Origin of the sequence: Filifactor villosus, from assembly GCF_042652965.1 — a bacterium.
In the GTDB taxonomy this organism is placed as follows: domain Bacteria; phylum Bacillota; class Clostridia; order Peptostreptococcales; family Filifactoraceae; genus Filifactor; species Filifactor villosus.
Genome location: NZ_JBHSHL010000003.1, coordinates 22,368 through 34,631, shown reverse-complemented (window position 1 = coordinate 34,631; position 12,264 = coordinate 22,368). Strand labels below are relative to the sequence as shown.

Here is a 12,264-nt window from a genome sequence, read left to right as displayed (position 1 = left end):
ATTATATCCTTGGAGTTATTTTTAGAATTCTGTTTTTCTACCTATTTATTCTACTTTTTCTAATAAACCTTGTCCATCTCTTTGAACATTTTTTACAAAAATTCCTGTTTTAAACTTCAATTCGTCGCTACTTTACACAACTTTCTTTAACGGCGATCCGCCGTTGTTCTCTCCCGGTTTTGTATTTCCCGGATGTACTGTTCCCCAAAGACCTCGATCTCACTCAAAACCCTCTCAAACCTTCTTCCTATTTCGCTCAAGCTGTACTCTACCCGAGGAGGCACCTCCGCATAGACCCTTCTATCTATGAGTCTGTCTTTCTCCAGCTGCCGAAGTTGTCTGGTCAAGACGGATCTCGTTACTTCCGGGATCCGTTTTTCGAGTTCACCGAAACGTTTGGTCCCCTCACTGAGTTGATGTAAAATAATGATCGCCCATTTGCCCTGCAACACCTTCTGCGTTGCCAAAAACGGACAGTTTCCGTAAAGCTTTTCCATAAAATTTCTCCGTGAATTCAACAATTGTATCTCAAACGCTACTATGTAGTATAAATACTCATACCTAATTTGTCAATCCCTTAAATCCATACTCTAGATCCAATGTACGGCATTGCTCCCTTCTTCTTTTTATCCTAAAGTTTGATCGAAGCTCTCAAGATTTGTCCATCTTCTGTTTACGAATCCCGTTCTTTGGTATAAACTTAGATGAAATGTATTTTTTAAGGAGGTTTTCAACAATGGAATTTAAAGTGAACAATCAATTGGAATTAAGTTCTTACGATGTGGTCGTCCTTCCTCTCTGCGAGGGCCAAAGTGTCGATCACAAAGAACTTTTAGATGTAGTGAAACCCTATTTGAACAAGGATTTTTTTGAAGCAAAAAAAGAAACGTATTTTACAATCTCCGCATCGAGTGCAGAGAAACCGGTACAGATCATCCTCGCAGGTCTGGGAAAAAAGGAAGAGGTGTATTTTGAAACGGCTACCGATGTGATCGGAGCAGGAGTAAAGCAAGCCGTATCAAAGAAACCCTCGCGTGTAGCCGTCTATCTTAACGAACTTTCCGACATCGTATGCTCGGACAAATTGAGCGCGATTGCAAAGGTAAGTGCTCTTGCAAGCTATCGTTTTGACAAATTCCTTTCTTCGAGCAAAGAAGCCAAAAAACTCGAGAGCCTTACCTTCATCGATTCTCATGAAGATGCTGAAACCGCAGTTGAGAGGGGGTATTCTCTTGCACAGTCGATTTTGATTGCAAGAAAACTCGTGGATGAGCCTGCAAACATTATGAAACCAAAAAAACTTGCCGAAGAAGCGACAAGGGTATGCAATGAGGTCGGCATTGAGATCAACGTTATGGGCCGCTCCGAAATTGAAGCTCTGAATATGAATGCCTTCCTGAGCGTTGCCAAGGGTTCGGACGAAGAGCCTCAATTGATCGTTATGAAGCATATGGGAGACCCCTCTTCTTCCGAAATTACCGCCTTGGTCGGCAAAGGCCTGACCTATGACAGCGGCGGCTACTCCATCAAACCCACCGACTCGATGATGACGATGAAGAGCGATATGGGCGGTTCCGCGGCGGTCATCGGCGCAATGCACGAGATCGGAAAGAGAAAGCCCAAGATCAATGTAGTAGGAATCGTAGCGACCTGCGAAAACATGATAAGCGGCCATGCCTACCTGCCGGGAGATATCCTCACTTCGATGAGCGGAAAAACCATCGAAGTGGTCAACACCGATGCCGAAGGAAGATTGACTCTTGCCGATGCAATTACCTATGCGATCGAAAAAGAACATGCCTGCCGCATCGTTGACATCTGTACCTTGACGGGAGCTGTCGTTGTGGCGCTCGGCGAGGAATATGCGGGAGTTATCACTAGAGATGACAACCTTTGGGATGATGTATACAAGGCTTCTCAAGCTTCTTTGGAGCCCGTTTGGCGTATGCCGATCAACAAGGCTTTGGAAGATAAGAACAAATCGAGCGTTGCCGATCTCAAGAACTCGGGAGGACGTTGGGGAGGTTGCTGCAGTGCAGGTGCCTTCGTCGGAGCCTTCGCTCAGGACAAACCTTGGATCCATCTAGATATCGCAGGAACCGCCTTTATCGAGACGGAAAAACCGTACTTGACAAAGGGCGGCACCGGTTACGGAGTCCATCTGCTGGCGGAACTCGTATCTCTTTGGGCGAAGTAAGTTCTTCGAAATTCCGCTTGTATTAGGAGAACCACGTATACAAAAAACCTCTTCTTTACAACATCTTTTTCTTAATTGAAAAAGTCATTTTACAAACCTCGGGAGTTTTCTTGGACTTTTTTGTAAACTATTGTCCGAATGCACCCTGTATAAACATTTTTTAAAGCGAAATCGAGCAGGAGGGGAAATTAAATAATTTCCCCAACCTCTCTAACCACCGTTCGTACCTCATGCACACGCTCTCGGAGAAGATTTTGTGACTTATTGGAGCGACTTTCAAAGAGATTTTTTGTTTTCAGATTAACCTATACATATACAGTCTAACGATTACTTTTATATTTGAAATTTTATAAATAATATTATCAATGAAATCTTGTTTTAGGGGTAGTTAAATTCGTTGATTTGGTATATTATAAAGTAAGTGATTATTTTTTTATGTACACAATTAATTCTATCAGAGCCCGGTTTAGCTTTGTATTTAAAAATATGACAAAAAAAGACGAATATCTCTGTATAGAATCGATTTATTGATCAAAAGGTAATACATCCGTTTTGTCTCCAATTGGTTTAGTTTGATTTTGAGATGATAAGTATATTATTTAATTGTTTTTTGATAGGTCAATACGCTCTTATCCTAAAGGAGGGATAACAAATGAACATCGGTATAGTCTTTGAAGGCGGCGGAGGTAAAGGTGCATATCAAATTGGAGCTTGGAAAGCAATCCGAGAATTAGGTATAGAGCCTTTTGTTACTTGTGTTTCAGGCACTTCCGTCGGAGCTTTGAACGCCGCGTTATTTTATAAGGGTAGTTATCAAATCGCAGAGGAAATCTGGAAAGGAATAACTAACGAAGATATTTTACATAAAAAGAAAATAGATTCTTTTGATAACGGAGAATGTCTTTTTTCACAAGAAAAACTGTCTCAATTGATAGAAGAAGCAGTGAGATGTCCTTCAAATAACAATACATGTAAGGCTTGTTACGTTACTTGTCGCAATAGAGACAAAGACGAGTATAAATACTTTAAATGGTCTGATGTTTATGATGTGGAATTTAAAAAGCGTATTCTTCTGGCATCTTCAGCAATGCCCATTGTTTTCGAAAGTATTAACATCGATGGTGAGTGGTATGTCGATGGAGGTGCTAACGGTGACAATATTCCCGTACGACCGCTTGAAAGGGAAAATCTGGATTATATTATCATACTTCATTTATCGAAAAATCCTGCAAATATAAGAAATTTCTTAGGCCAAATAATTGAAGTTTTCCCTTCAGAGAATTTGGGCGGTTTCATAGATGGAACCTTAGACTTTGACCAAAGATCGATTAGAAAAAGAATGGATCTGGGATATATGGATACGAAATCAGCATTGCTCCATTTAGCTGATATATGTTCCTCAACAAATTTGAAAATCCAATCACGAAAAAAGTACAGACCTGCTAAAAAAAGGAAATCTTTTAAAATACAAATAAATTATATGGAGGATGAAAAAATGACAGAATTCAAGTTCACAAGCGAAGATACTCGCAAGGAGTATGAAGCAAAGCTAAATGCTTTAAAAAAAATTGCCGATACTAATTCGGTAGACAATGCATACCTATGGGATGCAACAGTAGAAAAATACGCTACTAAAATATCAAAGGTAAAGAGCATTCTTCAAACAGAAGGAATTAACGACTTTATAACATCAAAAATGTTTAAAGATATTGATAATTTCTTGAAAAGATGTTCCGATTCGGAGTTCCATATTGCTTTAGTTGGTGCTATCAAGGCTGGAAAATCAACTTTAATCAATGCTCTTCTCGGATATGAATACGCTTCAACAAAGGTGACACCGGAAACAGCCGCCTTGACCAAGTTCAAAAAAGCTCCATTAAATTCTATCAAAGTAACTTTTTATAATGAACTTGAATGGAACGATTTATGGAATAGTGCAAACGAAGCCAAAGCATCTGTTTTCTTGGAAGAATATGCTACCTTAGGCGCTGATAGTCAAAAAAGTAACTGGTTAGGTCAAAACGATAAAATCATTACCTGTAATACCAAGGAAGATTTAGTAACAGAAATTAAAAAGTGGACTTCCTCAAAATCCGTTTGCCACTATTTTGTTAAAGAAGTTGAGGTCAGTCTTCAAGAGTTTGAACTTCCGGAGGGGGTTGTTCTAGTTGATACTCCGGGATTAGACGATGTCGTGGAATATAGATCAAATATTACCCGAGATTATATCGATAGAGCCAACGCAGTACTCGTATGTATTAAATCTGACGCTTTAACAGGTCAGGAGATGGCTACCATCTATAGCGTATTTGCAAACACCAGATACAATCCCGGAAAAGTGTATATCATCGCGACCCAAATCGATACCTTAAATAGACCGAGAGAAAGCTGGATCGAACAACAAGAAGAGTGGCTGAAATATCTGAAAGGCAAAGGTGCTTATGCAAGCTTGGAGCTAGCAAAAAAGAACCTTCTCCCTGTTTCCGGATATCTATATACCTTACTCAAAGACTATAATAATCTATCGGATGATGATGATAGATCCTGGGATCTTGACTCCATTATAAGAAAGTTCCGGATTAAAAATATCAACGAAAACTATCAAGATCTATTAAATTTCACAAATATAGCTCTTCTAAAAAATAAAATCAACCGAGAGATCGTGCAAAACCACAAGCAACTTTTGATTGATGATATTATCGGAAGTTATGAAATCTGTAAAGAGTCTATTCGAGAAACCATGTTAAGTATCAAAAAGAATCAAGAAGAGATTATCAGGACAAGCCAAGGCGGTATTGAAGAAATCAAAAAGAAACAGGCAGAATATGATGCTAAATATAAAGAAGCTGAACAAGATAAAAAAGAACTTGAGAGCCTATTGAAGAAATTGAAGATCGCGACCTCTCAAAGGGCAGATGAACTGGAAAAAGCTATCACAAGTTTAGCATAGAAAATTGGAGGAGAGCATATGAGTCAGAATATTGTAGGACCAACGTTTCCGCCATTAGGCGATGGCACCGGTGAAATTTTCGGCATAATCATAAAAGTTGTAAAAAAACTTGTAGATCTCTTTAAAAAACCCTCAAAAGAAGCAGGAAAGACCGATTCTATCAACAATAATTCTTCACTTGAAAATATCGATCGTATCACACAAATTTTTTCTGACTTCAAAGACCAAGTGCGCCTTAAAGCATGCGAAGTGGAAAGTGCTGCAACAGATGAAGTAAATTATTATGTAGACGAACTTCACGATATTTTAAATGATAATGCTGATAAGGTGGATAAGTATGGTATTCGTATTAAGAGAATAGAAAAGCAAATCAATAAGATATCTTCAAGGATCAAAGGAACTATCGACAACGAACTGTCACGAAAAGTTTCTTTGGACAATCCGGAATGCAAAGAAATCGTAAAGATGATTCCCGGTTCAAAAAAAGAAGTCGCCATGAATACATTTTTGAGCTCCTCTGTAAAAGAAGCACTCAAAAAGTGTTGTTCCAACATCCATGAAAACTTGGACGAAATTTACGAAGATGTGGAAAGTGAAATCATTGGTGCAGTAGAATCCATTCAAAAGGAAAATGATCATTTGAAGGCATCTTTGTCTGCAATTGACGAGGACAACTATGAAGTAACTGCCCGAAAACAAATGATAGATGCTTATTTTTCTATAGATGCTTGTGACATTGTTCTGGAAACTTTGTAGAGGAGGTATAAAAATGGGTTTTTTTTCGTGGTTAGGAAGAGGTATAGGCAAGTGTATAGAGACCGTCGGAGATGTTTTTGGCAGCGAAACTATCAGTAGATTCGGTCAAAATATTCAATCAGCTTGTACTGAGAAAGTTTCTTCCGAAAAATCTTACAACAAAAAGGAGGCTAATATCTACACCACCAATCGTTTGAATGAAATATTGGTTTCTTTTTCAGAAGGTTATTTTGAAGCTGCCACTTTCATAGAGAAACGTTGTGTGAAATTGGTTGAGGATTACTACGACAGCTTGATAAACATGATTGAAAATGCCCCTGAAGGATCTCGTAGTACCGCAAATTTAAAAGCATTAAAAAACGGAAAAAGTAAAATTTCAAAAACAATTGTCGGAGGGATCAAAGATCCTTTAGCAAAAAGAATGTCACTTGATGATTCCGAATGCTTAAAAATCTTAAAACTGGATTCAGGCATAGAGAAAAAAATGCAATGACCAAATTTACTGAAAAAGTAATACATGAAGCCTTGAACAATCTATCCAAAAACGTTCGAGAGGCCTTAAATGATCAGGTGGAAGACATACAAGATTACATCAATGGTATATCCGAAGAGCAGGAAAAAGCACTACAGACACTCAAGGAACATTTTGACAAGATGGTTCGAGATAACGAGTTGGAACAAAGCGATAGAGAAAAAAACTGTGTGATACCACTATATATCCTTGATGCATCAAGCTGTATCTGTGAGATTATAGAACAATAATAATCTCTGTTGCAAATTTGTTTTAGACACACTTCTATAATATTAGCCAATAACACTGTAAGGTGTTCAAGATATATGATTATGAAACAAAAATTTTCTAACTTTTACTTTGCGTGAACCTTTCGGACACATTAAGGAGGAATTAAAATCTATGAGTTTTGAAAACTGGATATCTAGGATAAGGTGTAAACAAAAAGAAAAGAGCGAAATAAGGATGCGCGAAAAATTTTCTTTTTTACTTGACGAGATCCGAGAATCTGAAAATAGAATCATCGAATATTCTGCTGTTAAAGCAGAGGAACGGATCTTACCCAGTACTCTCGATTTTCTACAAAAAACAAATACAACTATCATAGGAATGGCAAGTGCAATGCAAGAAAACAACGATTATTTTCAGGGAATGATGGAAGATCTAAAACAAACGTACTTTAACAATCAGGAAATAACCATGCAGACCCTGCGATCAATCGTTTCCAAAATCGAACACATTGAATCCGATCTCTCTAACACAAAGGATTATACCGAGACTGCAGTTCAAAACAGCACAAAAAATATTGTGTTGAGCATAGATGAGGTTAAATCTCTATTGCAATTACTGGCAGTTAATAATCTATTGGATGAAATCGATATCAAAAAGAGAATATCCAAGTAGAAAGGGCTTCATACTATTATTCAATAGAGGTATTGATAAAATGGAGAAAAGATGAGAAAATAGAATAGAGAAACACATAAAGATAGAAAAGGATGAGAAGCATGCCGAAAACACACTCTATTGATCCACAAGATGCGGAAAAAATAAAACAACTCCGAAAACAGATCCGAGATAAACAAGAAGACAAGAGATTATACGCTGTTCAACTACGAGCAGAAGGAGCTCCCCATCGGGACATCGCAACAAAACTCGATACCTCAAGACAAGTGATAAGCAACTGGATCAGTAAATACGTCAAAGAAGGGTTGGAAGGTTTGCTCAAAAAAGGGCAAAAAGGAAATCATAGAAACCTAAGCTTTGAAGAAGAAGCACAGTTACTACAAAGCTTTGAAGAAGAAGCAAAAAAGGGACAACTCATTTGCATACGAGAAATCGAAGAAGCTTATAGAGACAAAGTTGGCCATAGCATAAGCAACGCACAGATTTATCGTGTATTAAAGAGGCATAACTGGAGGAAAGTAATGCCAAGAAGTAAACATCCCAAGAAAGCGAGCGAAGAGGCAATAGAAGCCTCAAAAAAATTAACACACCGGCAAAAGAGTTAGAAAGCGTTTACCCTAATAAGAGATTGCGTATCCTGTTTGAAGATGAGGCAGGCTTTGGAAGGATCAACAAACCCAAGTATTGTTGGTGTACGAAAGGAGTGCGTCCTTTGGTTCCTTGTCATCACATCAGAGAGTATCGATACGTGTATGGAGCGGTAGAACCTCTTACAGGAGAGCACTATTTTCTAGTGATGCCCTATTGTAATACCGGGTGCATGAATGTATTTTTGGATGAACTGTCGAAAGAATATGAGGAAGATGTGATTCTATTGATTTGTGACGGTGCTGCATGGCATAAATCGAAGGGATTAAACATACCGAAAAACATTCGAATCACGCATATTCCGCCCTATACTCCGGAGATGAACCCAATCGAACAAATTTGGAAACAACTTCGTAGGATGGGGTTCAAAAACGAAGTATTTAAGACATTGAATGATGTTGTAGATCGATTGTGTGAAACCATTAACTCCCTAACAAAAGAGATGGTAAAACAAATTACTCATCGACAATGGATTTGTCAATCGTTCTAATGAATTTTAGTATTATACTGTTATCCATTGAAATTGACGGGGTGAACGCTTTGAAATATATAATCATCCAAACTTCGTTGGTAATGACTTATACTACTCTTCCTTTGAATTATGGATATAGATAATCTGTAACCCATAGAAGATAAATCCATTTTTCGCGGGTTGAAAAACAGATATATCCATACTTCCGGTGAAAAATAGTATTAGTACAGCTCTCTCGGAACAATCAACAGCATAATAAATATCACGCGGTTGACGCTTCCTTCAAAAAATGATATATTTAAGAAGAATCATATCGTGTGTTTTCGGTTCATCGAAAGTTTCTAAAATGAAGGGGTATCATTTAGTTTTTTGTGAAATTGTTTTAAATAAAAACTGTCGTTGATTATGTAAGTTTTGAGTTTTATGGAGTTTAAAGAGTCATATTACAACTTCGAACTCTTGGAAGGGGACTTACTTAAAAAACTAAAAAAGGAGAATTTTTTATGAAAAAACAAATGAAGATACTCTCTTTGTTGGCGATTTGTGTTTTGTTTTTGAGTGCATGCGGAGGAAGCAAGCCCAGTTCCTATGACGGAAAATGGATTGCGGTATCTACAGAAGCGATGGGAATACAAATGAGTGCAGAAGAGTCATTTAGTGGTGAATTCAGCCTTGAGATTAACGGTACAGGAAAATTGAAAGTTAAGCTTGAAAATCAAGAACATTCTGCTCCATGGGTAGAAAAAGACGGAAAAATAGTTATCAACATAGATGGAGAGGAAATGGTAGGAACTCCCGGAGAGAATACGCTTACTTTTGATAATATAATGGGACAGGGACTGAAGGTGATTTTTGCAAAAGAAGGTACCGATGCAATGAATCCTGAAAATTACCTTCCGGAAGCATCTAAGGCAATGATTGGAAGCTGGAAGACCGAGTCCGTTAAAGATGCTTTGGGGCAAGAGTTGAGTGAGGTGGAAGGATTTAAAGATATCAATGAGGCCTTGCTGATGGACTTCAAAGGGGATGGCACTGTCGATGTAACATTCCTCGGAGAGTCACTCGGCACCCTGCCGTGGTCTATTGCTTTTGCGACCGGAACCATCGATTTGGACAAATATACCATTCTATTTGAAGAACCGGTTGATGGAAAGCTGAAAATAAGTGTTAGCAACAGCGATATGTACTATGATTTCATTTGTGTAAAACAATAAAATCATCGTTTAAGAGAAAGAGGAGCAGATCTCCTCATGAAACTTATTAAGAATGAAACCACCCCTCGGATATCCTTTTCCAAAGGGTGGTTTTTTATAGTGTGGTATAGTATTGTTCAATGGAAGCAAACCTGATGTCCATTGTGTGTTCCGGGTCTTTATACTATTATCTATTGCATTGCCCGGTGTAGCGGCACGTTGAAATTCAAGGCGATTCCGACCTTGATATGAACTCTTTCGGTTTATAACCGGGATAAAAAATAAAGCTAACTGTCAATATGTCCGCACACTAGAGACTTCTCTATTTTTTTAAGCCCAAATAATCCTCTCGCACCGCACAGCCCGTCTTGGTTGCGGCAAGTCCTCCGGTCCCCGTCTCCCTTAGGTTTTCATCCAAGGCTCTTCCTACTTCTCCCATCGCCTGAACGACTTCTTCAAAGGGAATAAAGGACGTAAGCCCCGCCATTACCATATCTGCCGAGATCAGAGCGTTCATCACTCCCGAAGCATTGCGAAACGCACATGGATACTGCACAAGTCCCGCGATCGGATCGCAGACCAGACCCAAAATATTGATCAGGCTGATGCTTGCACTGTGCAGGATCTGCTCCGTAGTCCCGCCCAGCATTTCGACGACCGCCGATGCCGCCATCGCGGAAGCCGCACCGCATTCCGCCTGACAGCCTCCTTCCGCCCCTGCAAAGGTCGCATACTTCGCGATGATCTGACCGATCCCGATCGACGTGAGCAGTCCGTTTTGGATCGTTCTTTCATCGAGGTCATACTTGTCCCTTGCAGATACGATCGCCGCAGGAAGAATCCCTGAAGAACCTGCCGTCGGAGCCGCAACGATCTTACCCATCGTTCCGTTGACTTCACTCGTCGAAAACGCCATTGCCATCGCCTTCATCAAAAACTTTCCTACAATCGGCTCCTTCTCCTGTGCATAACGGTAACTGTTTTTTGCAAACCCGTCTATCATCCTATACGTCGTGGGAGTCTCCTTTTCAAGGTTTTCAGTTGCCGAACCCTCCATTACCTTGACGACCTCACTGACCTTGGCACGGATCTCTTCCTCGGTTCTCTTGGTATTCTTCATCTCCTCTTCCAAAACCAAGTCGTAGATCCGGCAGTTTCTCTCCATGCACACTTCTATAATCTCTTTTGCCGTATTTAACATCCCTTATACCCCCACATACTTCGCAGTGATGAATTGATCCGAATTTAAAATGGCACTTTTGACAAACTCGGACAGTTCCGTGTCCATCTCGATGGTCAACGTTACCACATTGGTCAACGAGTTCTTCTTGGTTATAATCGATTCTATATTTGAACGATTTCCCGTCAGCAAGGTCGATATATAAGAAATGATCCCTCTCTGGTCTTCATACTGCAACAGCAAAGTCGGATACATGCCCCGAAACTCTACGTCAATGCCGTTGATGTTGACAATGACCATAGCTCCTCCTCCTATGGATGAGCCAATCACGTACTCACTTTCCCTGTCCTCGTAATGAAACACAACCTTCACCGAGTTGGGATGGTAGTTCTCCCCCAGATCGATCGTCTTAATCTCATAGTTCAATCCCTTTTCCTCTGCAATCTCAAAACTTGTACGGATCCTGTCATCATCGGTCGAATAACCCATGATTCCCGCTACCAGAGCCCTGTCGGTCCCATGCCCCTTATACGTATACGCAAAAGAACCGTGCAGATGGAATTCCACCTTAACAAAATCCTCCCCGCATATTTTTCTTGCAGCATTAGCTATCCTGCACGCTCCTGCTGTATGGGAACTCGAAGGTCCCACCATAACCGGACCGAGCACCTCAAATGCACTGTACTCCGCCATAACATCCCCCTGTTTCTTCTCTTTTCAAATCTTTGTCCCGCGATTTTTTCATCGTATATTTCAAATCACATGGATTTCTAAACTATTATTATTTCATTTTTTTCGTCCTTTTTCAAGTACTTATATTAAAATTCATTGGAGCAATCGACAAATCCATTACTATTCACATCCTATACCAAGATTACATAGAAACACTTGTAATACCGGAGCATATCTAAAAACTAATACTATTCTACGTTCGAAATGCCGGGTATACAGAATATATCATTACAAAAAAACAATTTGGATGATAATATATTTCAAAGCATTCAATCTGTCAATTCTAATAGGGAAATACTGCACAAAAACACCAAATAGCCCCCTATAAAGAACAAAAACTATGATAACATAAACGATATAAAACAGAATCAAACCCAGTAACTATACTATCCTTCGACAGAAGTATGGTTATATCTGTTTTATAACCACGAAAATTCGTTTTCTCTTCTATGGAGTGCAAATCGTTGATATCCATTATTCAAAGGAATAATAGTATTAGAAAACCATACTGCATGATAGAGAACGAGGGAGAGCCGTAAATAAACAACAGAACCTGTATAACCTCTCGGACATGGCAACCGTTGCGGAAGTCATCGACAGTCGATCCTTCTCGGAGTTTTGCTACATCACTTCCGGCAACCAAGTTCCTGATGGAGATACTCTAGGCAGATTCCGTCATCTTCTTGAGCAAAACAATCTACAGCAACAATTCTTTGAACAGG

13 protein-coding genes are annotated in these 12,264 nt (G+C 39.4%); 10 read left to right on the top strand and 3 right to left on the bottom strand.

The genetic code is table 11. The features are described 5' to 3' along the window. Nucleotides 1–146 precede the first annotated feature (146 nt). Nucleotides 147–497 (bottom strand): winged helix-turn-helix transcriptional regulator, encoded by a 351-nt coding sequence (locus tag ACFO4R_RS00645; RefSeq protein WP_379787022.1) that lies wholly within the window; start codon nt 495–497, stop codon nt 147–149. Nucleotides 498–736: 239 nt separating this feature from the next. Between ACFO4R_RS00645 and ACFO4R_RS00640 the strand changes: the two genes are divergently transcribed. From ACFO4R_RS00640 to ACFO4R_RS00600, 9 genes are all read left to right on the top strand, one after another. Continuing rightward, nucleotides 737–2,197, top strand: a complete 1,461-nt coding sequence (locus ACFO4R_RS00640; protein WP_379787020.1) for a leucyl aminopeptidase — start codon at nt 737–739, stop codon at nt 2,195–2,197. A 652-nt stretch (nt 2,198–2,849) separates the two neighbouring features. Further along, nucleotides 2,850–5,147, top strand: coding sequence for a patatin-like phospholipase family protein (locus ACFO4R_RS00635; RefSeq protein ID WP_379787019.1), 2,298 nt, complete (start codon nt 2,850–2,852; stop codon nt 5,145–5,147). Between the two features lie 18 nt (nt 5,148–5,165). Next, nucleotides 5,166–5,903: a hypothetical protein gene (locus ACFO4R_RS00630; protein ID WP_379787018.1), complete on the top strand. Its 738-nt coding sequence runs from the start codon at nt 5,166–5,168 to the stop codon at nt 5,901–5,903. A 13-nt stretch (nt 5,904–5,916) separates the two neighbouring features. Then, nucleotides 5,917–6,396, top strand: coding sequence for a hypothetical protein (locus ACFO4R_RS00625; RefSeq protein ID WP_379787017.1), 480 nt, complete (start codon nt 5,917–5,919; stop codon nt 6,394–6,396). After that, nucleotides 6,393–6,665 (top strand): hypothetical protein, encoded by a 273-nt coding sequence (locus tag ACFO4R_RS00620; protein WP_379787016.1) that lies wholly within the window; start codon nt 6,393–6,395, stop codon nt 6,663–6,665. The genes ACFO4R_RS00625 and ACFO4R_RS00620 overlap by 4 nt, the downstream gene beginning before the upstream one ends. 151 nt (nt 6,666–6,816) lie before the next feature. Beyond that, entirely contained in the window at nt 6,817–7,317 is a 501-nt protein-coding gene (locus tag ACFO4R_RS00615; RefSeq protein WP_379787015.1) for a hypothetical protein, read from the top strand. Nucleotides 7,318–7,418: 101 nt separating this feature from the next. After that, entirely contained in the window at nt 7,419–7,922 is a 504-nt protein-coding gene (locus ACFO4R_RS00610; RefSeq protein WP_379787014.1) for a helix-turn-helix domain-containing protein, read from the top strand. Beyond that, the gene (locus tag ACFO4R_RS00605; protein ID WP_379787210.1) at nt 7,898–8,455 is read left to right on the top strand and encodes an IS630 family transposase; all 558 of its coding nucleotides are present in this window, start codon (nt 7,898–7,900) and stop codon (nt 8,453–8,455) included. The genes ACFO4R_RS00610 and ACFO4R_RS00605 overlap by 25 nt, the downstream gene beginning before the upstream one ends. A gap of 485 nt (nt 8,456–8,940) precedes the next feature. Next, a complete protein-coding gene (locus tag ACFO4R_RS00600) occupies nt 8,941–9,651 on the top strand; it encodes a hypothetical protein (RefSeq protein WP_379787013.1) in 711 nt (236 codons plus the stop codon). Between the two features lie 301 nt (nt 9,652–9,952). Here the strand turns inward: ACFO4R_RS00600 and sdaAA are convergent, their stop codons facing one another. After that, nucleotides 9,953–10,831 carry an L-serine ammonia-lyase, iron-sulfur-dependent, subunit alpha gene (gene sdaAA, locus ACFO4R_RS00595; protein WP_379787012.1) on the bottom strand — a complete coding sequence of 293 codons (879 nt, stop codon included), beginning with the start codon at nt 10,829–10,831 and terminating at the stop codon, nt 9,953–9,955. A gap of 3 nt (nt 10,832–10,834) precedes the next feature. After that, nucleotides 10,835–11,503, bottom strand: coding sequence for an L-serine ammonia-lyase, iron-sulfur-dependent subunit beta (gene sdaAB / locus ACFO4R_RS00590; protein WP_379787011.1), 669 nt, complete (start codon nt 11,501–11,503; stop codon nt 10,835–10,837). 544 nt (nt 11,504–12,047) lie between these two features. On the opposite strand from sdaAB, the gene ACFO4R_RS00585 reads away from it, so the two are divergent. Next, on the top strand, nt 12,048–12,264 hold a 217-nt coding region (locus ACFO4R_RS00585; protein ID WP_379787209.1), incomplete at its 3' end, for a transposase.

Excerpts from the sequence above, each read along its gene's own strand:
- sdaAB (WP_379787011.1), bottom strand. The coding sequence starts at position 11,503 with ATGGCGGAGTACAGTGCATTTGAGGTGCTCGGTCCGGTTATGGTGGGA.
- ACFO4R_RS00640 (WP_379787020.1), top strand. The coding sequence starts at position 737 with ATGGAATTTAAAGTGAACAATCAATTGGAATTAAGTTCTTACGATGTG.
- ACFO4R_RS00610 (WP_379787014.1), top strand. The coding sequence starts at position 7,419 with ATGCCGAAAACACACTCTATTGATCCACAAGATGCGGAAAAAATAAAA.
- ACFO4R_RS00620 (WP_379787016.1), top strand. The coding sequence starts at position 6,393 with ATGACCAAATTTACTGAAAAAGTAATACATGAAGCCTTGAACAATCTA.
- ACFO4R_RS00635 (WP_379787019.1), top strand. The coding sequence starts at position 2,850 with ATGAACATCGGTATAGTCTTTGAAGGCGGCGGAGGTAAAGGTGCATAT.
- ACFO4R_RS00615 (WP_379787015.1), top strand. The coding sequence starts at position 6,817 with ATGAGTTTTGAAAACTGGATATCTAGGATAAGGTGTAAACAAAAAGAA.
- sdaAA (WP_379787012.1), bottom strand. The coding sequence starts at position 10,831 with ATGTTAAATACGGCAAAAGAGATTATAGAAGTGTGCATGGAGAGAAAC.
- ACFO4R_RS00630 (WP_379787018.1), top strand. The coding sequence starts at position 5,166 with ATGAGTCAGAATATTGTAGGACCAACGTTTCCGCCATTAGGCGATGGC.
- ACFO4R_RS00645 (WP_379787022.1), bottom strand. The coding sequence starts at position 497 with ATGGAAAAGCTTTACGGAAACTGTCCGTTTTTGGCAACGCAGAAGGTG.
- ACFO4R_RS00600 (WP_379787013.1), top strand. The coding sequence starts at position 8,941 with ATGAAAAAACAAATGAAGATACTCTCTTTGTTGGCGATTTGTGTTTTG.
- ACFO4R_RS00625 (WP_379787017.1), top strand. The coding sequence starts at position 5,917 with ATGGGTTTTTTTTCGTGGTTAGGAAGAGGTATAGGCAAGTGTATAGAG.